The sequence below is a fragment of the Streptomyces sp. PTL18 genome, assembly GCF_059510295.1.
In genome coordinates this window covers 272,632-297,382 of the sequence record NZ_JCAJZO010000008.1, presented here as the reverse complement: position 1 = coordinate 297,382, position 24,751 = coordinate 272,632, and the positions used below count along the sequence as shown (strand labels likewise).

Genomic DNA, 24,751 nt, shown 5'->3' with positions numbered 1-24,751 from the left:
CTTCGCATGACCGCCACGTCCACCACCACGCCGTACGCCGAGCTCAAGGCACCGACGACAGCCCGCAGACTGCTGACGGCACCGACCACCGGCCCGCTGGCCGCACTCCTTCTGGCCTGTGCCTTCTTCTCCCTGACGACCGACCAGTTCCTCTCCGGCGGGAACTTCTCCCTGATCGTGCAGCAGGTGATGGTCGTCGGCACCCTCGCCATCGGACAGACCCTGATCATCCTCACCGCGGGCATCGACCTGTCGTGCGGAGCCGTGATGGCGTTCGGCAGCATCGTGATCGCCAGGATGGCGGCCGCCGGCACCCTGCCTCCCCTGCTCGCCATCGCCCTGGGCGTGGTCGTCTGCGGCGGATTCGGCCTGGTCAACGGACTGCTGGTGCAGAAGATCCCACTGCCGCCGTTCATCGTGACCCTCGGCATGCTCAACGTGGCGTTCGCGCTGACCCACATCTACTCCCAGGAGCAGACCGTCACCAACCTGCCCGGACCGCTGACGGCCCTCGGGCAGACCTTCCCGCTCGGGAAGACCGACATCACCTACGGCTCCCTGGTCACCATCGCCCTGTTCCTCCTCCTCGCCTACGCGCTGAGCAACACCGCCTGGGGCCGGCACGTCTACGCCCTCGGCAACAGCTCGGAGGCCGCCCGCCTCAACGGCATCCGCAACTCCCGCCTGACCATCGGCATCTACACCGTTGCCGGCCTGCTCTACGGGATCGCCGCGCTGCTGCTCATCTCCCGCACCGGAGTCGGCGACCCCCAGGCAGGACAGACCGACAACCTCGACAGCATCACCGCGGTGGTCCTCGGCGGCACCAGCCTCTTCGGCGGACGCGGATCGGTGCTCGGCACGTTCATCGGCGTGCTCATCGTCGGCGTCTTCCGCAACGGCCTGCAGTTGATGGGCGTCGCCTCCATCTACCAGACCCTGATCACCGGCGTCCTGGTGATCCTCGCGGTGACCGTCGACCAGATCTCCCGGAAGAAGGCCCGATGACCGCCACCACGTCCCCCTCTCCCGTTCTGCAGGCCCGCGGCCTGGTCAAGCGCTACGGTCACGTCACCGCCATCGACGGCGCCGACTTCGACCTGCTGCCCGGCGAGGTCCTCGCGGTCATCGGCGACAACGGCGCCGGCAAGACCAGCCTCATCAAGGCCCTCACCGGCGCGGTGATCCCGGACGCGGGCGAGATACGCCTCAACGGCGAACCCGTCACCTTCTCCGGTCCGCAGAGCGCACAGGCCCACGGCATCGAGACCGTCTACCAGGACCTCGCCGTGGCCGCCTCCATGGACATCGCCTCCAACATGTTCCTCGGCCGCGAACTGCGCCGCCCCGGCGTCCTCGGCAGCGCCTTCCGCATGCTCGACAAGAAGCGGATGCGCCAGGAGGCCGCCGAGCACATGGCCGACCTGAAGATCGGCCTGCGGTCGCTCACCCAGGCGGTCGAGACCCTCTCCGGCGGCCAGCGCCAGGCCGTGGCCGTCGCCCGCGCGGTCGCCTGGGCCCGCACCGTCGTCGTCATGGACGAACCCACCGCGGCCCTCGGCGTCAAGGAGTCCGGCCAGGTCCTCGACCTCATCCGCCGCGTCCGCGACAAGGGCATGCCGGTCGTCCTGATCAGCCACAACATGCCCCATGTCTTCGAGATCGCCGACCGGATCCACGTCCACCGGCTGGGCCGTCGCGCCGCCCTGATCAAACCCTCCGACTACTCCATGGCGGAGGTCGTCGCCATCATGACCGGCGCGCTCACCCTCGACGACGCCGGCGGTACCGTCGTAGCGGACTCCGAGGCGGCCAAGGCCGTCGGGGTCCAGGCCAACTGACCGAAAACTCTTGACGGTTCCGGCCGGTCCAGCGGCCGGAACCGACGAGCCCGCACGGAACGGTCCTCCATGGCAGCGAACCGCCGCCCCACCCTGGCCGACGTCGCCCGAGAAGTCGGCGTCAGCGCCAAGACGGTCTCCCGCGTCCTCAACGAGGACGGACCCGTCTCGGACCGGACCAGACAGCAGGTGCTCGCCGTCGTGGCCCGGCTCGGCTTCCAGCCGAACCTCATGGCGCGCAACATCCGCGTCGGCGGACCCGACACCACCATCGGACTGGTCGTCCCGGACCTCGGCAACCCGTTCTTCGCCGCCGTGGCCGGCGGCATAGAGGACGCGGTGCGCGAACGGGGTCTCACCCTGCTGATGGGCTCCTCCGCCGACGATCCCGTCCGCGAGCAGGCGCTCACGGACAAGTTCCTCGCCCGGCGCGTCAGCATCCTGATGGTCGTACCGTCCGTCGGCGCCGACCACTCCCCCCTCAAGGCCCACCGCGCCGCGGGGCTGCCCGTCGTCTTCGTCGACCGTCCGGGATCGGGCCTGTCCACGGACAGTGTCGTCAGCTCCAACCGTGCCGGCGCCCAGGAGGGCGTCACCCATCTGATCGCGCACGGCCATCGCCGCATCGGCTTCGTCGGCGACCTGCCCGTCAGGCTGTACACACGCCGTGAACGCCTGGCCGGATACCGCTCTGCCCTGAGAGAAGCAGGCCTCGCCTACGACCGCGCCCTGGTCACCAGCGCCCACGACCCTCAGGGGGCCGCCGTCGCGACCTCCCGGCTGCTCGACCTGGCGAACCCGCCCACGGCCCTGTTCGCCGGCAACAACGTCGTCGCCCTGGGGATCGTCGCCGAGCTCTCCCGCAGCAAACGGAAGGACGTGGCCGTCGTCGGCTTCGACGACCTGCCGCTCGCCGAGGCACTGGAACCGGCCCTCACCGTCGTCACCCAGGACCCCGAGGAAGTCGGCAGGGCGGCCGCGGCCACCGCCCTGGCCCGACTCGACGGCGACCGCTCCCGCGCCCGCACCATCGTCGTCCCCACCCGACTGATCGTCCGGGGATCGGGCGAGGGACCGGCTCCTGCGCCGCAGGGCCCGTGATCCTCGCCGGTCCGCAGAAGGACCGTGCCGGGCGCCCGAAGAACCGAAACCGTCCCGGGGTTCAGCCGGTGAAGAACCGCTCGTCGAGCGCGATGGCCACCAGCTGATCCATGCTCAGCGCCGGCTGCGGTCGCGTCACCGCTGCGCTCTCGGCGTACGAGTTGACCTCGCGCACCGTCACCCGGCGACCGTCCTTCCGGAGCGTGTCGACCAGCCACACCGCGGCCGAACCGCCCTTCTCCGAACGGCCCTTGACCTTCTTCACCCGGGTGCCGTCGGCCAGGGTGACGGCCTCGCACCCCCCGGAGACGTCGGTGCACCCCATGAGCCCGGCCAGGTCCTCGGTCCGGTGGTACTGCACGTCGACCTCCACCATGTTCTTCCCGTGGCCGTCGTCGTAGACCAACTGGACCAGCGACTCGTCGGCGTTCACGTCGGACACGGTCCCGCCCCGGGGAAGGTGCGACTTGAGCACCTCGGTCAAACGAGGACCCGGGACCCGGTTGTCGCTGTTCGAGGAAGTGGCGGAGGGAGCCCCTTCCGGGGCCGGCAGCGCCGCGATCGCCTTGCCCCAGGCCGGGCTGCGCACGATGGAGGTCAGCTGGTCCATCGACAGCACCGGGTCGGCCCCGCCGGACGAGCCCTTCTCACCGCCGCCGCCGAACTCCTGCAGCACCAGTTGCGCCCCGTCCGAGGTGGTGAGCACCACATACCAGCGCTTCTGCCCGGTGTCGCTGCTGGGGTAGGTGAACGACTCGGTGGTGTACAGCACCGCGCCGCCCGGGAGCTTTTGGGTGATGCACTTGTCGTACGGGCGCACCTCCACCGGAAGGCAGCCGCCCTGGCCCTGCCGGTCCCCGGAAGCCAGCCGGGCGACGGCGATGTCGATGCCGGAGGAGCCGTTCGCGGTGGAGTAGGTGAGCCTGGCGGTCGGCCAGACGACCGGGCCGTCCCCGTCAGAACCCCTGCCGGAGGCCGCGGAGACGGTGCCGCCCGGCGGCAGCAGGCCCTTCAGCGTACGGACCATCTCCTGCGCGCTGATGGACGACGGCGCCCGGGAGGGGGACTGCTCGATGGAGTGCGCGGGGCCGCCGGGCCTCGACAGCCCGGGCGATGCGCCGCCCCCGCCGCCGAAGGCGTCCGTGGCCATCAGGATGCCGCCTGCGGCGACCGCCGCGAAGGCGGCCGTGGCGGTGGCGACCTGGGTGGCGCGGATCATCCGCATCCGCCGGCCCCGGGCGATGGAACGCCGCACCAGGTCTGCGGAGTGGGGCGGGAACTCGCTGGTGGCGCGGCTCATGGCGCGGGTCAGCCGTTCCTCGAGGTCCTCGTCGAGTGGCATGGGGGATCTCCGTTCGTCTGGGCGTCGGTCGGGGCCCGGGGGCGAGGGGCGTGCCGCGCCGCCGGGCCGGGCTCCTCATGCGGCCAGGTCGGCCAACTGATCGCCGAGCAGAGCCCGCAGCCGCTGCAGGGCGCGCAGGCTCTGGGCTCGCACGGCTCCCGGCGACAGATGGAGCACCTGGGACGTCTCCTCCACCGAACGGTCCTCCCAGTAGCGGAGCACCAGCACGGCACGGTCCTTGGCGGTCATCCGGGCCAGGCCGTCCAGCAGGGCCATCCGCAACTCCGCGTCCCGCCCCGGGCCGGCCGCCTCGGGCAGCCGGTCGCTGGGGCGCTCGGTGGAGCTGCGGCGGCGGCGCTGGGAGAGGAAGGTCCGCACGAGCACCGTGTCGGCGTAGGCCACCGGGGATTCCGCCCGGCTGATCCGCCGCCAGGAGCGGTACATCTTGGCGAGGGTCTCCTGAACCAGGTCCTCGGCGAGGTGCCAGTCGCCGGTGAGCAGGCAGGCGGTCCGGAACAGAGGGCCGCTGCGGGCGGCTGCGAACTCCAGGTAGTCCGCGGGTGCTTCCCTCACCGTGTGTCCTTTCGTGGTCGGACGTCATCTCTTACACGCGGTGGGGGTGGTGGCGCGTTACGGCCGTGGAGGCATCCGCGTCGTGGTTCCGGCGAGGACCGCTCCCGGTCGCGTGGGATGCGCCCGGCCTCGGGTCATGCGGTAGTTCGCCAGATGGTCCCGCAACGTCCGAGCTCGCCGTCCGGACCGGGACCTTCGCTGTTGCGGGGGGGGGCGTCGCCCGGATCGACCCGCGCACCGGGGCGGACGGTCGCCCGGGGCCGTCGCGCGGATCGGTCACCCATACGTCGCATGTTCGTCCGCGACGGCCCGGACCCGCCACTGGGTTCTCCGCTTCGAGGTCACGCCCTGGGGGTATCAGGACGGGAGCGTCGCGGACGCCGGCCTGGTTCTGCCCATCGCGAAGACCTCCGATGTGGTGGAGCTGTCCGGGAACGCACCGCACGGAGGTCTTCGTGTCCCACCGTAATGCCCGGCCGACCGCCTTCGGCAGGCGGCCGCCCGTCACCCCTGCGCATCACCCGGCACCCCGCCGGCGGGTCGGACACGCCCGCCCTCCGGAGGCCATGGCACCGTCGCGGTGACGGACATAATCAGGGCATGGCCTCACCCCTGCCCTCCGCTTCCGACAAGTTCCCGGTCGAGGTGGCGTGAAGCTCGCCGAACCGCATCGACGGCTCCTGGCCGACGTCCTCGCCGTCGGTACACCGTACGTCCTGGCGCTCGCCGGTGGGGACGCGGTGCGGGCGCACGGGCTGGTGGACCGGCCCAGCCGGGACGTGGACGTCGTCACGGAGAGTGCCGTCCCGATGGAGGAGATCGCCTCAGCCGTCCGGGCCGGCCTGGAGGAACGAGGCTGGGCCGTTCGCCCGCTGGGGACGGACCCCCTCGCCGCGCGCTTGGTCGTCACCGAGCCCTCCAGCGGTGAGCAGTGCGAACTCCAGGTGCTGAAGGAAGCGCTATGGCATCCGCCCGTCGTCACCGAACTCGGCCCGACCGTCTCCCTCGAGGACGTCGTCGGCATGAAGGTAGGGGCCCTGGCCGACCGCGGTTTCGCCCGCGACCTCATCGACGTCCACGCCGCCTCGGACCGCTTCAGCCACCCGGAACTCGAGGAACTGGCCCGCCGCCACGCCGGTGACACCTTCGACCTGTCGGATCTGCAGGCCCGCCTGACCGGTGCGGAGTGGCTCGACGACGCGCAGTTCGCGGCGTACGGACTCGACGAGAGCGCGATCGCCGGCCTCCACCGCTGGGCCCAGGAATGGGCGGACGACATCGCGGAGCGGCTCGTGGAGGGTGGGCCGCCCGAGGAGGAGTGACAGGTCGCCGACGCGTCTGCGCGTGCCGGGGCGGCGCAGGTGTCGTGCGGCCCCCTCCTGCGCCTCCGTTTCCGGCGTCGCCGGGGGCCGTCGGCGGCGGGTCGCGGCCAGCGCCAGTGTCACCGACAGGGACGTCGCCGCCATCACCGTCATCGCCGGGCCCGGCGAGATCAGTTGAGCCACCGTTCCCGCCAGAGTCGCGCTCACGCCCTGCATCGTGAGCATGCCCGCCGAGTGCAGGCCGAGGGCGTGGCCGCTCAGCTCCGGTGGGGTCAGGGTCATCAGGTGCTCCTGCTGGACCAGGCCCGCCGCGAAACCGACCGACGCCAGGGCCGCGCAGGCCGCCGCCACCGGCACCGCGGGGTGCAGGGCGTACGGCAGGTACGGGGTCGCGAGGAGCAGCAGGAACGGGATGCCGAGGCGGCGGCGCAGCGCGGGCGGGAGCAGACGGCCCGCCGTCACGTCACCGACGAACATGCCGAACGCCGCACACGCGAACAGCACGCCCGCGTGGTCCGGTGCGTAGGGGACGTAGAGCGATTCGCAGCCCACCACCAGGCCGTTGGGGATCCACAGCAGGAGATAGGTCGTCCGGCGCTCCGGGGACGACCACAGCAGGGCGTTGGTGCGCCAGGTCTGCGCGACGGAGGGGCGGCCCGAGGTGCGAGGGGCCCGGCGGGTCAGGCCGAAGCGGGCCGTCGCGGCCGCCGCCAGGTACAGGGCCGACGCCGCCGGCAGCGTCGTACGCGCGGACAGGACCACCACCAGGACGCCGCCCGTCGCGTAACCGGTGATCTGTGTCAGCCCGTTGACGACGTTGAAGGCGGAACGGCCCAGGAGATAGCCGTCCGTGGACAGAATCTCGTTGAGCAGGCCCCAGCGGACGCCGCCGCCGAGCGACTGGACCAGGCCGAGGAGGAGGATCAGCGCGAAGATCGCCCCCAACGGCAGGCCGGGCGTCGCCGTCACGGCCGTCCCGACCGCGAACGCGCACGCGATGCCCGCCGTCGTCGCGCGCGGCGGCAGCCGGTCGGCCGCAGACAGCAGGGTCGTCGCGCCCACGACCTGGGCGAGTTGCGGGCCGAACATGCTCACCGCCGACAGCAGCGGCGAGCCGGTGGACCGGTAGACCAGCGTGCCGAGCGCCAGGCCGCCCAGCGTCGAGGCGGCCGTCTGGAAGGAGGAGGACAGGAACAGCGGGGTGAACTCCCGCGTGCGGAAGAGGACGGTGTAGCTGCGCATGCCGCGCAGTGTGGGCAGGTGTCCGAGGCCGTCGTTATTGTTTCGCGTACGGGCGAAAGGTGTGCCCGAGGTTCTCCTCAACGAGTCTCCTACGAGTGCGAAGGCGCCCATGGGTCTCTGGTACGTCAACGCCGACACCCTTGCCGGAAGCCGGTTCCTGCTCTCGCCGCTCGCCGAGGTGTTCGCCGCTCTGAAGCAGCTGCACGCCGGCACCGCGTCCCATCCCGGGGAACGGGCCTGGCTGGACGCCCATCTCCCCGGGTACCGGGCACGGCTGTCCGCCGACCCCGTCACCGCGCTGCTGGTGAGCAGCGGCCTGGGCCCGGAGTGGATCGCCGACTTCCTCGCGCCCACGCCCGGGGACGGGGAGACCTTCGAGGAGGGCGTGGCTCGCGTCCGCTCCGCTTCCCCCGCCGGTGCCCGGGCCGATCTCACCGTCTCCCTGCGCGGCCCGCTCCCTTCCGCCCTCGACCGCGACGACCTGCCGGAACGCGCGGCCGACCTGCTCACCCACGTGTGGACACAGACCGTACGGCCGTACTGGGACCGGCGGCGGCGCGTCCTGGAGGCCGATGTCGTCGCCCGGACCGCGCGGCTGAGCCGGGGCGGCTGGGCGGCCGCCCTGGACACCCTGCGGCCGGGCCGGACCCGCTGGCTCGGCGGGAACCGTCTCCAGGTCAACCTCCACGCGTACCCGCCGCGCGAGATCTCCGGCGCCCAGTTGCTCTTCGTCCCCGTCACCCCGCAGCGGGCCGGCTGGGTGTCCTGGGAGGAGCCCGACCGGTACGCCCTCGTCTACCCGTGCGCGGGCGTGCTGGCGGGCGGGGCGCGCACCGGGGTCCCGGAGAGCCTCGGCGCGCTGCTCGGTCCCGCCCGGGCCCGGGTGCTGGTGCTGCTCGGCTCGCCGATGAGCACCAGCCAGCTGGTCGCCGTGACCGGGCAGGGGCTCGGCTCGGTCGGGCGGCACCTCAAGGTGCTGCTGGACACGCGGCTGGTGGAGCGGCGACGCGCGGGACGGTCGGTGCTGTACTCCCGTACGGCGGCCGGTGAGGTCCTCGTCACAGCGCAGCGCGGCCGACGGGCGCGTCATCCGGGGGCGACGGCGGCGGAGTTAGGCTCCGCCCATGACGACTACTGACAACAGTGCGGGCGCCTCCGTCCTCGATGTCCCGATCGGTGCGCTGCGGGGCGGATCCGCGGACCTGTCCCAGTACGCGGGCAAGGTGGTCCTGGTGGTGAACGTGGCCTCCAAGTGCGGGCTGACGCCGCAGTACGCGGGTCTGGAGCGGTTGCAGGAGCGGTACGCGCCGCTGGGTTTCACCGTGCTCGGGGTGCCCTGCAACCAGTTCCTGGGGCAGGAGCCCGGCAGTGCCGAGGAGATCGCGGAGTTCTGCTCGGCGACCTACGGCGTGACCTTCCCGATGACGGAGAAGATCGAGGTGAACGGGGAGGGCCGGCACCCGCTGTACGAGCGCCTGGCCGAAGTCGCGGACGCCGAGGGGCACAGCGGGGACATCCGCTGGAACTTCGAGAAGTTCCTGATCGGGAAGGACGGCAAGGTCGTCGCCCGCTTCTCGCCGCAGACGGAACCGGAGGCGGCCGAGGTCGTGGCGGCCATCGAGGGCGAACTCGCGTAGGCGGGGGCGGGCCCTCCCCTGGGGGGCAGGGACGAGCCTTCTCCGTCACCGGGCGAACGGCGCCCGGTGACGGAGGCGCGCCGCCTTGAATCGTGGGCCGACCGGGGCCCTGCCGGGAGGTGTACTTCGCGGGCTGGGAGGCCTCGGGACCGGAGGACGCGATATGTGACGTGGCGTTTCCCTTCCGGTGGGGTGACGCCGGGCCGTTCCTGGCAGACGGGTGGGGCTCGGCCGTCGTCCCCTGCCCGGGGGCCGGTCCTGCCCGCACTCGTCGTCCTGCGGGCGGGCTCCCTCCCGGTTCTCGGCAGGCGGTCCGGCGAGGCAGGCCGGGCACATCCGCCCGAGCCGCCGACCGTCGGCTCCGGCCGCCCCACGAGATCACGGTCCGAGTCCCCCCTTCCGGGAGGGACAGGAACGTTCACTCAACCGTCGGACGGCTGGTCGCTCCCCTTCAGCTCCTCCGGGCACGCCGTCCCCCGCGGCAGCTGGTACGGCGCCGCCATGCGGTAGGTGCCCGCTCGGGGGGCCAGGAGCTCTGTCCACTTGTCGCCCCAGATGTCCTCGGGGGCCTCCATCAGGCAGCCGTTGAGGTTCTGGTACGTCTTCGGGGTTCCCTGGGCGCGACGCTTGGAGGCCTGGGTCTCCTGCGGGGGCTTGACGCCCTTGCCCTCGGCGTCGACCAGACCCAGCCACGGGGAGTAGGGGACGCGGATGAGGACGCGGCCCGCCTGCTTCACCTGGATGGTCAGTTCGCCCTGCTCCGCCCGGTCGACCACCGCCGGTGGATCCGCCAGCGGGGTGGGGTCGGTCACCGCGAACAGCTGCCAGTTGGCGTCGCCCCAGATCTGCCTCAGGTACGGCATGCCCCGCTGCACGAGCTGACGTTCGCGTTCGCCGCCGTTCCCGTCCGGCTCGCCCTTCGGCAGCACCACGTAGTGCACGGCCCAGCGCTGCAGCCAGGCGTGGTAGTTCGCGGAGTTCAGCGTGTCGTCGTAGAAGAGCGGGTTGCGTTCCATGTCGGCCTGGCGGTTCCAGCCGCGGGCCAGGTTGACGTACGGCGCCAGTGCGGAGGCCTCGCGGTGCGAGCGCGCCGGGACCACCTCCACGCGGCCCTTCTCCGCGCCGACCACCTGGAGCTGGTGGACCAGCGGCGCCAGCTCGTGCGCCCAGGACGCCGCGGGGGTGGTGTGGATGATGTCGTCCACCGTCTTGACGCCGATCCAGACGACGAATCCGGTGATCGCCACCACGGTGGCGTACCACTTCCGGCTCCGCGGCACCGTGAACGGCAGCGCCGCGACCAGCGCCACCCCCGCGAACAGCATGGCCAGGCGCGTGATGTTGGAACCGATCTGGGAGCTGATCAGCCAGACGAGCAGGACCGACAGCGCGTAGACCGCCGCCGTGATCCGTACCGTCCTCCACTCCGTCGGCACCACGAGCCCGATCAGCGCCGACAGGAGGAGGGGCAGGATCGTCGACGCCCAGGTCATCGGCTGCGTGCCGGAGAACGGGAACAGCCACGCGGACAGGGCCACGACGGCCGAGGGGGCCAGGCCCAGTGCCCACGCGCCGGGGCGGCGCTTCTGCAGGAACAGCGCCACCGCGACCAGGCCCACGAACAGGCCCGCCACCGGGGACGACATCGTGGCCAGCGCGGCCAGCGACGCCGCGCTGAGCGCCTTCGCCCAGCGCTTGTGGCGCCAGCGGTGGGGCCAGCAGAACACGGCCGCCGTCGCGCCCAGCGCGAACACCGTGCCGAGGCCGAACGTCACACGGCCCGAGATGGCGTTGCAGAGCAGTCCGAACACCCCTGCGAGAGCCGGCCACCACGGCTCGCGGACCACGCGGCTGCGGATGAGGATCAGGGTCAGCAGGCCGGCCGAGGCCGTCCCGGCGATCATCATCGTCGTCCGGACGCCGAGGAGCGACATCAGATACGGCGACACGACGCTGTACGACACCGGGTGCATGCCGCCGTACCAGGCGAGGTTGTACGCCGAGTCCGGGTGCCGGCCGACGAACTCCGCCCAGGCGTCCTGCGCCGCGAGGTCGCCACCACTGTTCGCGAAAGTGAAGAGCCAGATGAGGTGCAGCACTCCGGCGAGGGCCGTGACGGTGAGGGCGGGATGGCGGCGGGCCAGGTCGGCCGCGCGGGAGGAGCTCAGACGGGAGACCAGGGCGCGGAGGCGCCCCGGGGCCTTCGGAGCGTCCTCGGCGGGGGGTTCGGCGGCGGAGGCCGGGGGTGCGGGAACCACGGGTGCCGTCGGGGCCGGGGCCTGGGCGGCCGGTCGGCCCGGGGAGTCAGGGACGGGCGCGCGCAGCGGTATTCGCGGTCCGGAGGGTGACCCGTCCGGGCGACGTCCCCGGTCGGCGTCGTCGGCGTGTGTCGGCTCCGCTGTGGCCACCTGAAGGTACTCCCCGTGTCCTGTCTTCCGTTCTCGGTCGCGTCCCGTTCGCTCCCGCTTCACGGTCGCGCCTCCGCGACCGGCGACCTGTCCCGATTCGCGACGCTAGCACGCACCCCGCCACGGGGCCCCGGGGTGGGGCTCCGCGGCGGGGTGCCGGGTACCACTGTGGGCGGGGTACGCCCGGTTCAGCCGAGACGGGTCAGTTTGTCCGTGAAGCCCGGTTCGGCGAGGTCCTTCTGGAGGGCCACCGGGACCGCCACGGCGTGGCTGGAGCCGTCGCCGACCGTGAGTTCACCCACGACTTTCCCGGCCTTCGCCTGGTGCGGAGGTACCGTGCCGCCGTCGCCGATCGACAGCTTGGTCCTCAGGCCCGGCCAGCCGAGGGCCGTCAGGTTCTCGGTGGCGACCACCGGCGTCTTCCCGCCGAGCCGGTCGTCCACGTACCCGACGACCTCCCCCTTCTTCACCACGGTCGCGGTGGCCAGGCCCTGCTGGATGGCGTTGATGAGCTTCTGGCTGTTGGTCAGCGCCAGGTGCAGGCTGTCCCAGACGCGGCCGGTGTGCGCGTCCTGGTTGAGGACGGCGCCGTAGATCGTCCGCTTCTTGCCGCCGACCACCTTCGTCGCCGCCCACACCAGGTTGCCGCCGGCCGGGGTCGACGAACCGGTCTTCAGGCCGATCACGCCGACCTGCTCCACCAGCAGGTCGTTGTTGTTGTATATCGGCTTGTCCAGGCCGGGGATGTCCGCCTTGGCCATCGCGACGATGCTGCGGAACGCCTCGTTCTGCATGACGGCCTTGGCCAGCTTCAGCTGGTCGACGGCCGTGCTCACGGTCGTCTTGTCCAGACCGCTCGGGTCCGTGTACGTGGTGTGGGTCATACCGAGCTTCTTCGCCGCGGCGTTCATCTTGCCGACGAAGGTGCTGCTGTCGGAGTCCCAGCGGGCCAGCAGCCGTGCGACGTTGTTCCCCGACGGGATCATCAGCATCTGCAGCATCTGCCGCTCGGAGAACTTCTGGCCCTTCCTGATGGCCGCCGTCGACTCGTCCTCCTTCTTCGAGTCGTCCTCGGCCTGCTGGTCGGCGGTGATGGTCGGGCCGCCCTGGTCGCCCTTGAGCGGGTGCTCCCGGAGCGTGACGTACGCCGTCATGATCTTGGTGACGCTCGCGATGGGCTTCGGGCTCTGCCTGCCCTCGGTCCCGACCATGCCGACGCCCTCGACCTCTATGGCGGACTGGCCCTGACCCGGCCAGGGCAGGGCGAGCCTGCCGCCCTGGAAGGTGTACGTCTCGGCGGCCGTCAGTGCGAGGATCGGCGTCGGCAGCGGACGGACCGCCTGCGCGATCGCAAAGACGATCACCAGTAGGACGACCAACGGCGACCAGATCTTGATGCGCCGCAGCACGGTGCGGACCGGAGTCTCCGGGGGCGGCGGGGTGTTCGTCAGCTCGGCGAGCAGATCCAGCGGCGGCTTGGGCGGGATCGGCTGCTGGGCGGTGCGCTCGGGGCCGACCTGGGGCATGGCGGTGGTCGCGTCGGCGTGGTCCGCGCCGGGCTTCGGCTCCGTGGACGCCGGCTGCGCGGGCCGGGAATCGTCGAGCGACTTCAACGGGACGAACGTGCTGGTGCGTTCGACTACGGACCCGGACTTGTCGGACTTACCCGACTTGTCGGCCCAAGAGGGGCCGGACTTGTCGGCGGGGGGCTTGGCGTCGCCCACCTTGAGCGTGGTGGTGGGCTGGTCGACGGCAGGCGTCCGCACGGCCTTGAAGACGGCGGTGGGCTGGTCTACGGGGGGGTCGGCATCCTTCTCGTCGCCCTCTTCGGCGGGCTCGGCGTCACCCTTGCCGGCGGGCTCGGTGTCACCCTTGCCGGCGGGCTCGGCGCCGTCCTTCCCTCCCCCTTCTCCCCCTTCGCCGGCTGCTTCGGCCCTCTCCTCCCGTTCCTGCTTTTCCTGCTTTTCCTGCTTTTCCTCTGACTTGAGGGTTTCTGCGACCTTGTTCTCGACCTCGGTGGCCACGGGCCCGGCGTCGACCTCGGCGTCGGCGTCGGCGTCGGCGTCGGCGTCGGCAGGCTCCTCGGCTTCCGCGGTCGCCGCTTCGCCCTCACCCTCGCCCCCGTGCTCGCCCTCGACCCCGTCAGCCGCATCCTCGGGCTCGGCCTCCGGCTCCTCCTCGGCCTCGCCCTCCTCCGCGCTCCGCACCCAGGAGGCCAGCGACGCACGCTCCTGTGCCTCGTCTCCGGTGCCGTTGTCGCCGAGGCCCGCCGAATCCGCCGAGTCCGCAGGATCCGTGCCCTCCTCGGCCGCCTCAACGGCCGTACCGGCGGAGCCGCCACGCAGCGACTTGGTCGAGAGCACCGTCGTAGCCTGGTCGACCCGAACCTTCTCGCCGGTCATCGCGAGCCCGGGGTCAGCTCCGGCTTTGGCCGGGACGGGAACCGGAGCCCCGCTCCCCGACGTCGCCTCCGCCGACGACCCGTGCTCCTTCGACCTGTCGGGGGACTCGCCCGCCACCGATGCCTCCTCCGTGCGCCGCGCACCCGCGTGCGCGCCTTGCCGAACCGTGAACCGCCGCCCGGACACCGCTGCCCGAACCATGTACCAGTGTCCTGTGCGAGGGGTTGACCCCTGGGCTAGACGAGAACGACATACCTACTGGTTCCACTACATTCCGGTCACGCACCCTCGACAGACCAATGTGAGAGGGGTCACCCTGTCTCTCATCCACGCGGGGAGGCATGGATGGGCAGGAGCCGCAGAACACTTCCGGAGGAGCTTCTGCTGCTGGCACTGGACCCGGCCACGGGTACCACTGCACAGCCGCAGTCGCTCGACCTCGGTCTGGCCGGAGCACAGCTAGTGGAGCTGGCGCTGGCCGGACGGATAGCCCCAGACGGGGATCGTATCGCCGTGGTGGTACCACGGCCGACTGGAGATCCGACTTTGGACAGTGCATTGGAGTTGCTGCGCAGGCGCGGCGCTCCGGTGCGGGCCGTCCACTGGATCGGCGGGCCACGTCTCGGGCTCCGCCAGATCTATCTCTCGCATCTCGAGCGGTGCGGCATGGTCCACGCCGTTCCGGGCCAGATGTGCGGAGTGCTGCCGACGACTCGCTACCAGGCGACGGACACGGCCATCAGCCGGGAGATCAGGTCCCGGCTGGATTCCGCGATCCGTACCGGCGTTCCGCCGGACCCACGGACCGCGGCGCTCGCCGCGCTGGCCCACGCGGTCGGTCTCGGCAAGCACCTGTATCCGGGCAACGAGGGCCGCTCGTCCCGTTCCCGGCTGCGGGACCTGATCCGGCACGACCCCATGGGCGGCCTCGTGGCGCACGCCGTGATGGACGTTCAGAACGGCGTGGGCGCACAGGCGCGCCGCAGCCCGGCCGCCGGCGCCAGGCCCGCACCGGAACCCGCCCGTGGTGTTCCGATGCAGCCGCGCCACGGATCCATGGCGCGCGTCGTGGCCCACTGAGCCGAGGCCCCACGGCTCAGCGGCACCACCGCACGCCCCCTGCCGCACCGGCAAAATCGGTACGGCAGGACAGCGGGACCGCACGACGAGGCACCCGCAGCACCGAGACCCGTTCGGGAGCCGCCCGGCCGCGCGGGGTGGCAAGGCCGTACGTCCGCAGGCGACGACACGGCCGCGCCGCCCCGCGCGGCCGCATGCGTACGCCACCCGTGCCGCGACGGGGCCGCATCCGGGGCAGGAGCCACCCAAGTGGCTTGCGATCGGCGCATATCCGCGGTTTTCCAGCGGTAGGAAGCACCTTGGTGGCAATCTGCTCAACAGCAGATACGCAAAGTAGAGGCACGCAGCCGGAGGTGCACGTCCGTGGCATCGAATGTCAATCCCACCGTCCGGCGGCGCCGGCTGGGCCAGGAGTTGCGCCGGCTCCGGGAACTGAAGGGCATGACGGCCGAAGAGGTCGCCGAGCGGCTGCTGGTGTCCCAGTCGAAGATCAGCCGCCTGGAGAACGGCCGCCGCAGCATCAGCCCGCGTGACGTCCGGGACCTGTGCGGAGTCTACGAGGTCGAGGACCAGCGTGTCGTCGAATCGCTGATGGAGATGGCCCGCGACTCCCGCCAGCAGGGCTGGTGGCACGCGTTCGGGGACATTCCCTACAGCGTCTACATCGGCCTGGAGACCGACGCGGAGTCGCTGCGCGTCTACGAACCGCAGATCATCACCGGCCTGCTGCAGACCCGTTCGTACGCCGAGGCGCTCATCCAGGGCGCGCTGCCCGAGACGTCGCCGGCCGACATCGAGAAGCGCGTCCAGGTGCGGATGCGCCGCCAGGAACGTATCTCCGCGGAGAACAACCCGCTGCGCCTGTGGGTGGTGCTCGACGAGGCGGCGCTGCGCCGGCGCGTGGGCGACAACCTGGTGATGCGGGAGCAGTTGGAGCACCTGGCGGAGATGTCCCGGCTGCCGCACGTCACCGTGCAGGTGCTGCCGTTCGAGGTGGGGGCGCATCCGGGCCTCAACGGCCAGTACGCCATCCTGGAGTTCGCCGACGCGGCCGACTCGAGTGTGGTGTACCTCGAGGGCGTCACCAGCGACCTGTACCTGGAGAAGGCCCAGGACGTGCAGAAGTACGCCGTGATGTACGAGCACCTGCGGGCGCAGGCCCTCAATGTGGAGCAGTCCCGCAAGTTCATCGAGGACGCGGCCAAGGACTACGCCTCCTGAGGCCTGTGTCCGGCGAGCGGCGGATCTTACACCCGTGGGCGACTCGGGCGTAAGACTCCACTGGAATATGCCACCCGAACGAGTGAACGGCTCCTCCGGACAGGGGGGTTGCCGAGTAGCGTCGATCACGCCACCAGTCAACAAGTTGGCGCGATTCGCATCGCGGAACCCGTGAGGGCCCCCCGCGTCGCGGTCACAGCAACTCAGCAACTCGTACCGGAGTGAACATGGCTGTTCTTCAGGGGGCCACGGCAACGTGGACCAAGTCGTCGTACTCGGCCGGAAACGGCGCCTGCGTCGAGGTCAAGTCGCCCCTTCCGTCGGCCCTGCTCGTGCGGGACTCGAAGGTCGTCGAAGGACCCGTCCTGGCCTTCCCCGCCGACGCCTGGAGCACGTTCGTGGCGTCGATCAAGTAGTGCCGCACGGCTCCACCCCACCCACAACAGAGCCCTCTCGACTGGCCCGCCGTCCCGGCCGAGGGGGCCGTATTCTGCAGGCCCTCAGCGCAATCGGTCCACATACCGGTCCGTTCCCGGCACCGTGGGAATGAACGGCGCCACCAACTCCACCCCGCCCAGCCCGGCTTCCGCGACCGCGCCGTCCAGTCCCGTGAAGTGCTCGTCCCAGCACTCGCGGGGGTCCTCCTCGAGGAACCACAGCAGGGTCAGCCGCGTGTCCACACCCTCCACCTGGGGCACGTAGGTCATCCGGTCGCCCGGCAGCGGCGTCGGGCGGAAGACGGTCACCATGGCCGCCGGGGAGCCCGCCAGACGCTGCGGCAGATGCCGGGTGCGCAGCCACTCCAGCAGACCGGCGCGCTGCTCGGGGCCGTCCGCGTCGACCACCTCGAGGACCAGGCCCGCGTACGGGTGGTCCAGGGCGTGGAAGTCGCGCGGTCCGGCTGCGCCGTCCCGGTAGACCGTCGTCTCATGGTCCTGGAACGCCGTGAAGACGTGGGTACGGTTGCGGTGGACGCGTGCGTCGCGGTTGAGCCGCCTGTTGATGGCGACCGTCCAACGCATGTGGTCGTCGTAGCGGCCCTCCGTGATCCAGTACGTCGACAGATAGCAGCCCGACGTGACCGGTTGCGCGACCGCCGACTTCCCGGGACAGCGCAGGAGTTGCAGATCGCGGGTGGCGACCCAGCGGCGGCCCGCGTACATCCACGGCATGGCCATGGCGCCGGCGTAGTAGTGGTCGTCCTCGTACCAGCGGTTGTACGCGTACTCGTGCCCCGGATGGGGTTCCACCATGGTGATCAGCGCATGGCCCGGACGGACGCCGTAGGGCCCCACGGCGGCCAGCTCCGCGTACACCTCGCTGCGCGTGTCCTCGCGGTTCTCGCGGTTCTCGCCGTGCTCACCGTGCTCACCGTGCTCACCGTGCTCGGTCATACCGCTTCCCCTTTCCCCTTCCCCCCTCGGCCGGACGCCCCTACTCTGACGCTCCGTCAGGTAGACCGCCATAGGGCGAACGAGCACGGAAGGGGGAGGCGCCCGATGTCACTGCTCCAGGGCAGGACCGTCGTCGTGTCGGGGGTCGGCGCCGGGCTCGGCCACCGGGTCGCCGCAGCCGTGGTGCGCGACGGCGGCAACGCGGTGCTGGGGGCGCGCACGGAGGCGAACCTCGCCAAGACCGCCGCCGCGCTCGACCCGGACGGCGTGCACACGGCGTACCGGGCGACCGACATCACCGACGAGGCGCAGTGCGAGGCGCTCGCGGGGCTGGCGGTGGAGCGGTTCGGGGGGATCGACGCGGTCGTCCATGTCGCGGCCCGGGACAGCTACTTCGGGGGCCTGGAGGACGCGGACTTCGCCACCTGGCAGTCGGTCGTCGACGTCAACCTGCTCGGGACGCTGCGCATGACGCGGGCGTGCCTGCCGGCGCTCAGGACGTGCGGCGGCTCGGTCGTCTTCATCGGCACGCAGTCGTCGGTGGCCGCTCCCTCCCAGGTGCGACAGGCGGCGTACGCGGCGTCGAAGGGGGCGCTGACCAGCGCCATGTACTCGCTGGCACGAGAGCTCGGCCCGTACCGGATCCGGGTCAACACGGTTCTGCCCGGCTGGATGTGGGGTCCGCCCGTCGAGGCGTACGTGCGCTTCACCGCGCACACCGAGGGCGTACCGCAGTCGGAGGTGAGAAGACGGCTCACGGACCGCATGGCCCTGCCCGATCCGGCGACGGACGGCGACGTGGCGGACGCCGTGGTGTTCCTGGCCTCCGACCGGGCGCGCGCGATCACGGGCCAGTCCCTGCTGGTGAACGCGGGTGAGCTGATGAGATGACCCGCACCTGAAGCAACCGCCTGAACGGAGGTGTGCGCACCCGGCCGGAACCAAGCGCCCCTGGGTTCGTCGGGGAGCCCCCGGGCGGCGGTCACGCCCGGGGGTACCGCTCCAGCCAGCCCGGCGAGGACCCACCCGGCCCGTGCAGTGCGGCGCCCTGCGTCATCTCCATGGCGAAGTCGTCCGCCAGGACCAGCATCGTGGGACGGCCCTCCAGCTCGGCCAGCCAGCCCGGCGGGAGGGCCGTGTCGCCGTGCAGCGCCCCCAGAAGGCCACCGGTCAGGACCGCAGCGGCCCCCGAGGGACCGCCCTGGTTCACGGCGAGGCACAGCGCGTGCGGGACGTCCTCCCCCACCAGTGCGCAGTACACGGCGACCGCGAGCACCCCGGCCGCCGTACCGTCCCCGGCCAGCTCCTCGATCCGGTCGGGAGTCGGCACACCCTGCCGTACCGCTCCCAGGGCGTGCTGCAACGCGTCCGCGACCTGCTGCTGCCCCGGTCGCGGGGCGAGCAGCGCCAGGGCCCGCTGCACACCCGCGTCCAGGCCCTCCGCGCGCGCCAGCCCGTGCAGGATCACGGCGTACGCGCCCGCCGCGAGGTACGCCGTGGGGTGCCCGTGCGTCTGCGCCGCGCACTCGATCGCGAGTTGCAGCACGAGTTGCGGATCCCACCCGACGAGCAGCCCGAACGGCGCGGAGCGCGCCGCGGCCTCGGGCCCCTGATCGCCCGGATTCTTCGGCGCGTCCAGCGTGCCCATGGTGTCGTCGCCGAGTCCGAGCAGACACGCCCGGGCCGGTGAGCGCCGGGCGTACAGCCACTCCTCGCGGGCCAGCCAGCCGTCCTCCTTGCGCCGCTCGTCGGGCCCCCAGTCCCGCTGGGTGGCCGCCCAGCGCAGATACGCCCGGTGCAGATCGGTCGGCGGATGCCAGGCGCCGGTGTCACGGCGGACCTGGGCGCGGATCAGCCCGTCCACGGAGAACAGGGTGAGCTGGGTGTGGTGCGAGATCGCGCCACGCCGGCCGTGCCCGAACGTCAGGTCCGTCAGCCCCAGGGGCCCGTGGGCCTGCCGGATCTCCTCCAGCGTGAGTCCGTCCACCGGCGCGCCCAGGGCGTCGGCGACGGCCACCCCGAGCAGCGTGCCCCGAACCCGGCTGCGGAAGTCCTGCTGCTCGGTGCGCCCCCAGACGGTACCGGCTGTCGCACCCACCCCAGGCCTCCCTCACGGCACCGCACGCACGTCGACGCGCAGCACTGTAATCGAGCCGGAGCGGTCGGCTCAGGGCTGTGGAGCGTCATGCACACCACACGTGCGGGACCGCCCGAAAATCCCCTGTGAGCGACCGAAAGCCGTCTCCATAGTTGGATCATGGCCGAAACCACGAGAAGCCCCCGCACCCCGTCCGCGCTCCCCCTCGCCGCGACCCTCCTCACCGGCACGGTCGCCCTCTACATCGCGCTCGTCGCGTTCGGGAACATCACCGACTTCGGCACCAACCAGCAGTTCGTCCGGCACGTCCTCGCGATGGACACCACCTTCAAGGACGACGACCTGATGTGGCGCGCCATCACCTCGCGCGCCTGGGAGGACGCCGCCTATGCGGCGATCATCGTCTGGGAGACGGCGGCCGCCCTGGTCCTGATCGCCGCGACCTGCCTGTGGGCCCGCCGCCACCCGCGTGCCCGGTGGCTGTCCGACATCGGTCTGCTGATGCTCCTGCTGCTCTTCGGTGCCGGGTTCGTCGCGATAGGCGGCGAGTGGTTCGCGATGTGGCAGTCCAAGACCTGGAACGGCCTGGACGCGGCTGTGCGGGTCATCGTCCTGGCCGGGGTGGTGCTGCTGGTGACGCATCTGCCGGGAGCGGCCCGGGAAGAGGGCTGAACGGCCCTGGGGGACCCGTGGGGCGAGGCCCCCGGCACATGACGCGCGGCGGCGCTCAGCTCTCCAGCACCGGCAGCAGCTCCGGCAGGTGCCCGTCCGAGGCCGCCGCCGCCCGCTGCCGTTCCTCCGGGACCTCGCCGTACAGCGTCGTGCGCGGTTTCGCGGGGCGGCCCGCCGCCTCCGCCACCGCGACGAGTTCCCTGACCGACTTGTACGAGCCGTACGACGAGCCCGCCATGCGGGAGATCGTCTCCTCCATCAGCGTGCCGCCCAGGTCGTTCGCGCCGGAGCGGAGCATCTCCGCGGCGCCCTCCGTACCCAGTTTCACCCAGCTCGTCTGGATGTTGGGGATGTGCGGGTGCAGCAGGAGGCGCGCCATCGCCGTGACCGCGCGGTTGTCCCGCATCGTCGGACCGGGGCGGGAGATGCCCGCCAGGTACACCGGGGCGTTGGTGTGGATGAAGGGCAGGGTGACGAACTCCGTGAAGCCGCCCGTCCGTTGCTGGATGCGGGCGAGGGTGCGCAGGTGCCCGAGCCAGTGGCGGGGCTGGTCGACGTGGCCGTACATCATCGTCGACGAGGAGCGGATGCCCAGTTCGTGCGCCGTGGTGACGACCTCGACCCAGGTCGCGGCCGGCAGCTTGCCCTTGGTCAGGACCCAGCGGACCTCGTCGTCCAGGATCTCCGCCGCCGTGCCCGGAATGGTGTCCAGGCCGGCCTCCTTCGCCGCCGCGAGCCACTCGCGGATCGACAGGCCGGTACGGGCCGCCCCGTTGACCACCTCCATCGGGGAGAAGGCGTGCACGTGCATGCCGGGGACGCGGGACTTCACCGCCTTCGCGATGTCGAAGTACGCCGTCCCGGGCAGGTCCGGGTGGATGCCGCCCTGCATGCACACCTCGACCGCGCCCACCTCCCAGGCCTGCCGGGCACGGTCCGCGACCTGCTCCAGGGAGAGGGTGTAGGCGTCCGCGTCCGTGCGGCGCTGTGCGAAGGCGCAGAAACGGCAGCCCGTGTAGCAGACGTTGGTGAAGTTGATGTTCCGGGTGACGATGTACGTCACGTGGTCGCCGACCGCCGACTTGCGCACGTCGTCCGCGATGCGGGTGAGCGCGTCCAGTGCCGGGCCGTCCGCGTGCAGCAGGGCCAGGGCCTCGTCGTCGTCGAGCTTCGCCGGGTCGTCGGCCGCCGTGCGCAGCGCCGCCCGTACGTCCGCGTCGATGCGCTGCGGTGCCATGCCGGGCGCCGCCGCCTCCCGCAGCGCCTCCCAGTCGCCGTACACCTCGTCGAAGTCGTCCCGTCGGTCGCCCGTGCGGCCGTCGGTGTCGATCGTGCGGTGCAGGTCGGTGCGTCCGGTGGCGACGAAGACCTCCTCGGGCTCCTGCCAGGGGTGCCCCTCGACCACCGCGTCCTCGCGGGCCAGGCCCGTCTCCGGGTCCGCCAGAGCCGCCACGTGCGGGCGCAGCCGGGGATCCAGCCAGGGCTCGCCGCGCCGTACGAACTCCGGGTAGACGCACAGGCGTTCGCGCAGCGTGAAGCCCGCCGCCGCGGAACGCTCCCGCAGGCGCTCGATCTGCGGCCAGGGCCGCTCGGGGTTCACATGGTCGATGGTCAGCGGTGAGACCCCGCCCCAGTCGTCGATGCCGGCGCCGATCAGCCGCTCGTACTCGCCGTCGACCAGGTTCGGCGGTGCCTGCAGGCAGGCGGAGGGGCCCATGATGTGCCGGGCCACGGCCACCGCGGCGACCAGCTCGTCCAGTTCGGCGTCCGGCATCCCGCGCATCGCCGTGTCCGGCTTGGCGCGGAAGTTCTGGATGATCAGCTCCTGGATGCCGTGGTGGGCGCGGGAGACCTTCCGCAGCGCGAACAGGGACTCGGCGCGCTCCTCGTAGGTCTCGCCGATGCCGATGAGGATGCCGGAGGTGAAGGGGACGGAGGAGCGGCCGGCGTCCTGAAGGACGCGCAGCCTGACCGCGGGTTCCTTGTCCGGGGAGCCGTGGTGGGGGCCGCCCGGCTCCGACCACAGCCGCCTCGCCGTCGTCTCCAGCATCATGCCCATCGACGGGGCGACCGGCTTGAGCCGCTGGAAGTCGGTCCAGGACATCACTCCCGGGTTGAGGTGCGGCAGCAGGCCGGTCTCCTCCAGGATCCGGACGGAGACGGCCCGTACGTAGGCGATGGTGTCGTCGTAGCCGTGCGCGTCCAGCCACTCGCGCGCCTCGGGCCAGCGGTCCTCCGGCTTGTCGCCGAGGGTGATCAGGGCTTCCTTGCAGCCCAGGGCGGCGCCCTTGCGGGCGATGTCGAGGACCTCGTCCGGGGACATGAACATCCCGTGCCCGTCGCGGCGCAGCCTGCCCGGCACGGTGACGAAGGTGCAGTAGTGGCACTTGTCGCGGCACAGGCGGGTCAGCGGGACGAAGACGCTCTTGGAGTACGTGATGACGCCGGGCCGGCCGGCGGCCTCCAGGCCCGCGTCGCGCACCCGGGCGGCGGACGCGGCCAGGTCGTCGAGGTCCGCGCCGCGGGCCCGGAGCAGCACCGCCGCCTCCGCCACGTCGAGCGCGACACCGTCCCGGGCGCGTTTGAGGGCGCGACGCATGGAGTTCTCGGTGGGGCCGGTTCCAAAGGTCGCGGAAGTCGTCATCCCTCGAGCATACGGAGGCGGTGACCGGGCCATACAGGGCGTACTCGTGTCGGCGGGGCGGCTCGGCCGTTACAGGGTGTCACTGGCGCCGTGTCCATCCGTTGTTCCGCCGAACGTGGCTGCCGATCGGCTTCCCGTGCCCGGGAGTTCACAGCCGGACCCCACAGTGGTGTGCGCCATCCCTGCACCACCCCCGTCATGCGACACGTTGGGAGCAGCAGCATGTGCGAGGACGACCGGGGCAACGGCATGGGAAGACGCGCACTGTTCGTGACGGGCGCGGCCGCCGCGCTTACGTTGGGAACCGTGAGCTTCTCCCCGGGCCCCGCCGCCGAGGCGGCCGACAACCAGGAGACGAGGACGGTGCGCGGCACGCTGCCCACCGGCTCTCCCGACTTCGTGTACCTGCCCGTCGACGTCCCCGAGGGCGTCCGTGAGATCAGGGTCGCCTACACCTACGACAAGCCGTCCGTCCCGGCCGGCACCCGGGGCAACGGCCTGGACATCGGCATCTTCGACGAGCGCGGCACCGAGCTGGGCGGCGCGGGGTTCCGCGGCTGGTCCGGCGGCGCGCGCAGCGAGTTCTTCCTCCGCGCGGACGACGCCACCCCCGGCTACGTCCCGGGCCGCATCCGCTCCGGCACCTGGCACATCGTGCTGGGCCCGTACACGGTGGCGCCGCAGGGCCTGACGTACGAGGTGACGGTCACGCTCACCTACGGCGCGCAGGGCGAGACCCCGAAGCCCGTGTACCCGCCGTCCCGGGCGAAGGGCCGGGGCCGCGCCTGGTACCGCGGGGACTGCCATCTGCACTCCTGGTACTCCGACGGCCGCCGTACACCCGCCGAGATCGCGGCGCTGGCCCGGGCGGCCGGTCTGGACTTCATCAACACCTCCGAGCACAACACCCACTCCTCGCACGCCCACTGGGCCGACCAGGCGGGCGACGACCTGCTGATCATGACGGGCGAGGAGGTGACGACGCGCAACGGCCACGTGCTCGCCTTGGGCGTCGACCCGGGCACGTTCATCGACTGGCGCTACCGGGCCCGCGACAACCGCTGGGCCCGCTTCGCCCGGCAGATCCGCAGCGCGGGCGGTCTCGTCGTCCCGGCGCATCCGCACGCCACGTGCGTGGGCTGCGGCTGGAAGTTCGGCTTCGGCGAGGCGGACGCGGTGGAGGTGTGGAACGGCCCTTACACCCCGGACGACGAGGTGACGCTCGCGGAGTGGGACAACACGCTGGTGGCGGCGGTCCGGGAGGGCCACGGCCGGTGGCTGCCGGCGATGGGCAACAGCGACGCGCACCGCGACCCGGACGCTGTGGGCAGCCCGCAGACGGTGGTCCTCGCCGACGACCTGACCCGCGAGGCCGTCCAGGAGGGCATCCGCGCGGGCCGCTCGTACGTCGCCGAGTCCAAGAACGTCTCCCTGACCTTGACGGCCTCGGGCAGCCGCGGCGAACACGCGGGCATCGGCGAACGGCTGCGGGTGGACCGCGACACCCCGGTCACGGTCCGCCTGGAGGTGCGGGGCGCCCCGCGCTGCACGGTCCGCTTCGTCACCGACCAGGGCGTGCTGTTCTCGAGCCCCCCGCTGCCGGTGACCGGCTCGGGCACGGCCGAATGGCGTACGACACCGGCGTACGCGGCCTACGTCCGGGCCGAGCTGCGGCACGAGGCGGCGGCGGGCCCGGTGCCCGGGGCGCTGGCCGCGTTCACCAACCCGATCTTCCTGGGCGGGGCGTAGTCCCTGCCGGGGCGTGGACCCGCCC

The 24,751-nt window shown here is 71.9% G+C and carries 19 protein-coding genes and 1 pseudogene; 12 read left to right on the top strand and 8 right to left on the bottom strand.

All coding sequences use genetic code 11. The annotated features are described in order from the left end of the window. Nucleotides 1-6 precede the first annotated feature (6 nt). The 3 genes from AC5WS8_RS18450 (at nt 7) to AC5WS8_RS18440 (ending at nt 2,942) form a co-directional block, all read left to right on the top strand. Nucleotides 7-1,008 carry an ABC transporter permease gene (locus AC5WS8_RS18450; protein ID WP_496104488.1) on the top strand — a complete coding sequence of 334 codons (1,002 nt, stop codon included), beginning with the start codon at nt 7-9 and terminating at the stop codon, nt 1,006-1,008. Next, a complete protein-coding gene (locus AC5WS8_RS18445; RefSeq protein WP_496104487.1) occupies nt 1,005-1,841 on the top strand; it encodes an ATP-binding cassette domain-containing protein in 837 nt (278 codons plus the stop codon). The genes AC5WS8_RS18450 and AC5WS8_RS18445 overlap by 4 nt, the downstream gene beginning before the upstream one ends. Before the next feature lie 69 nt (nt 1,842-1,910). Further along, nucleotides 1,911-2,942 carry a LacI family DNA-binding transcriptional regulator gene (locus tag AC5WS8_RS18440; RefSeq protein WP_496104486.1) on the top strand — a complete coding sequence of 344 codons (1,032 nt, stop codon included), beginning with the start codon at nt 1,911-1,913 and terminating at the stop codon, nt 2,940-2,942. A gap of 61 nt (nt 2,943-3,003) precedes the next feature. Here AC5WS8_RS18440 and AC5WS8_RS18435 read toward each other — a convergent pair whose 3' ends face one another. Both AC5WS8_RS18435 and AC5WS8_RS18430 read right to left on the bottom strand, forming a co-directional pair. Beyond that, nucleotides 3,004-4,284, bottom strand: a complete 1,281-nt coding sequence (locus AC5WS8_RS18435) for a hypothetical protein (RefSeq protein WP_496104485.1) — start codon at nt 4,282-4,284, stop codon at nt 3,004-3,006. A 75-nt stretch (nt 4,285-4,359) separates the two neighbouring features. Continuing rightward, entirely contained in the window at nt 4,360-4,857 is a 498-nt protein-coding gene (locus AC5WS8_RS18430; RefSeq protein ID WP_496104484.1) for a SigE family RNA polymerase sigma factor, read from the bottom strand. Nucleotides 4,858-5,507: 650 nt separating this feature from the next. On the opposite strand from AC5WS8_RS18430, the gene AC5WS8_RS18425 reads away from it, so the two are divergent. After that, a complete protein-coding gene (locus AC5WS8_RS18425) occupies nt 5,508-6,179 on the top strand; it encodes a nucleotidyl transferase AbiEii/AbiGii toxin family protein (protein WP_496104483.1) in 672 nt (223 codons plus the stop codon). A gap of 90 nt (nt 6,180-6,269) precedes the next feature. On the opposite strand, the pseudogene AC5WS8_RS18420 reads toward AC5WS8_RS18425, so the two are convergent. Then, a pseudogene (locus AC5WS8_RS18420) lies at nt 6,270-7,421 on the bottom strand (MFS transporter); the annotation flags it as partial. Nucleotides 7,422-7,530: 109 nt separating this feature from the next. Between AC5WS8_RS18420 and AC5WS8_RS18415 the strand changes: the two are divergent. Further along, nucleotides 7,531-8,559 carry an ArsR/SmtB family transcription factor gene (locus AC5WS8_RS18415; protein WP_496104482.1) on the top strand — a complete coding sequence of 343 codons (1,029 nt, stop codon included), beginning with the start codon at nt 7,531-7,533 and terminating at the stop codon, nt 8,557-8,559. Beyond that, entirely contained in the window at nt 8,546-9,058 is a 513-nt protein-coding gene (locus tag AC5WS8_RS18410) for a glutathione peroxidase (protein WP_496104481.1), read from the top strand. Before AC5WS8_RS18415 ends, AC5WS8_RS18410 begins: the two co-directional genes overlap by 14 nt. 422 nt (nt 9,059-9,480) lie before the next feature. Here AC5WS8_RS18410 and AC5WS8_RS18405 read toward each other — a convergent pair whose 3' ends face one another. Together AC5WS8_RS18405 and AC5WS8_RS18400 are read right to left on the bottom strand one after the other, a co-directional pair. Next, nucleotides 9,481-11,466, bottom strand: coding sequence for a DUF8823 domain-containing protein (locus AC5WS8_RS18405; RefSeq protein ID WP_496104480.1), 1,986 nt, complete (start codon nt 11,464-11,466; stop codon nt 9,481-9,483). 188 nt (nt 11,467-11,654) lie between these two features. Continuing rightward, on the bottom strand, nt 11,655-13,985 hold the full coding sequence (locus AC5WS8_RS18400; RefSeq protein WP_496104479.1) for a D-alanyl-D-alanine carboxypeptidase: 2,331 nt from the start codon (nt 13,983-13,985) through the stop codon (nt 11,655-11,657). Between the two features lie 228 nt (nt 13,986-14,213). Here AC5WS8_RS18400 and AC5WS8_RS18395 point away from each other — a divergent pair, with 228 nt between their 5' ends. From AC5WS8_RS18395 to AC5WS8_RS18385, 3 genes are all read left to right on the top strand, one after another. Then, the gene (locus AC5WS8_RS18395) at nt 14,214-14,948 is read left to right on the top strand and encodes a GOLPH3/VPS74 family protein (RefSeq protein ID WP_496104478.1); all 735 of its coding nucleotides are present in this window, start codon (nt 14,214-14,216) and stop codon (nt 14,946-14,948) included. A gap of 363 nt (nt 14,949-15,311) precedes the next feature. Next, nucleotides 15,312-16,169 (top strand): helix-turn-helix domain-containing protein, encoded by an 858-nt coding sequence (locus AC5WS8_RS18390; RefSeq protein WP_496104477.1) that lies wholly within the window; start codon nt 15,312-15,314, stop codon nt 16,167-16,169. 227 nt (nt 16,170-16,396) lie between these two features. After that, complete coding sequence (locus tag AC5WS8_RS18385) at nt 16,397-16,585, top strand: DUF397 domain-containing protein (RefSeq protein WP_496104476.1); 189 nt, start codon at nt 16,397-16,399, stop codon at nt 16,583-16,585. An 84-nt stretch (nt 16,586-16,669) separates the two neighbouring features. Here the strand turns inward: AC5WS8_RS18385 and AC5WS8_RS18380 are convergent, their stop codons facing one another. Beyond that, nucleotides 16,670-17,563, bottom strand: a complete 894-nt coding sequence (locus AC5WS8_RS18380) for a hypothetical protein (protein ID WP_496104475.1) — start codon at nt 17,561-17,563, stop codon at nt 16,670-16,672. A 105-nt stretch (nt 17,564-17,668) separates the two neighbouring features. On the opposite strand from AC5WS8_RS18380, the gene AC5WS8_RS18375 reads away from it, so the two are divergent. Continuing rightward, entirely contained in the window at nt 17,669-18,454 is a 786-nt protein-coding gene (locus AC5WS8_RS18375; RefSeq protein ID WP_496104474.1) for an SDR family oxidoreductase, read from the top strand. A 91-nt stretch (nt 18,455-18,545) separates the two neighbouring features. Here the strand turns inward: AC5WS8_RS18375 and AC5WS8_RS18370 are convergent, their stop codons facing one another. Then, nucleotides 18,546-19,661: an ADP-ribosylglycohydrolase family protein gene (locus tag AC5WS8_RS18370; protein WP_496104473.1), complete on the bottom strand. Its 1,116-nt coding sequence runs from the start codon at nt 19,659-19,661 to the stop codon at nt 18,546-18,548. Between the two features lie 159 nt (nt 19,662-19,820). Between AC5WS8_RS18370 and AC5WS8_RS18365 the strand changes: the two genes are divergently transcribed. Further along, nucleotides 19,821-20,333, top strand: a complete 513-nt coding sequence (locus AC5WS8_RS18365) for a DUF2165 domain-containing protein (RefSeq protein ID WP_496104472.1) — start codon at nt 19,821-19,823, stop codon at nt 20,331-20,333. A gap of 55 nt (nt 20,334-20,388) precedes the next feature. Here AC5WS8_RS18365 and AC5WS8_RS18360 read toward each other — a convergent pair whose 3' ends face one another. Further along, nucleotides 20,389-22,977, bottom strand: coding sequence for a bifunctional FO biosynthesis protein CofGH (locus AC5WS8_RS18360; protein ID WP_496104471.1), 2,589 nt, complete (start codon nt 22,975-22,977; stop codon nt 20,389-20,391). Nucleotides 22,978-23,199: 222 nt separating this feature from the next. Here AC5WS8_RS18360 and AC5WS8_RS18355 point away from each other — a divergent pair, with 222 nt between their 5' ends. Beyond that, complete coding sequence (locus AC5WS8_RS18355) at nt 23,200-24,726, top strand: CehA/McbA family metallohydrolase (protein WP_496104531.1); 1,527 nt, start codon at nt 23,200-23,202, stop codon at nt 24,724-24,726. Nucleotides 24,727-24,751 lie beyond the last annotated feature (25 nt).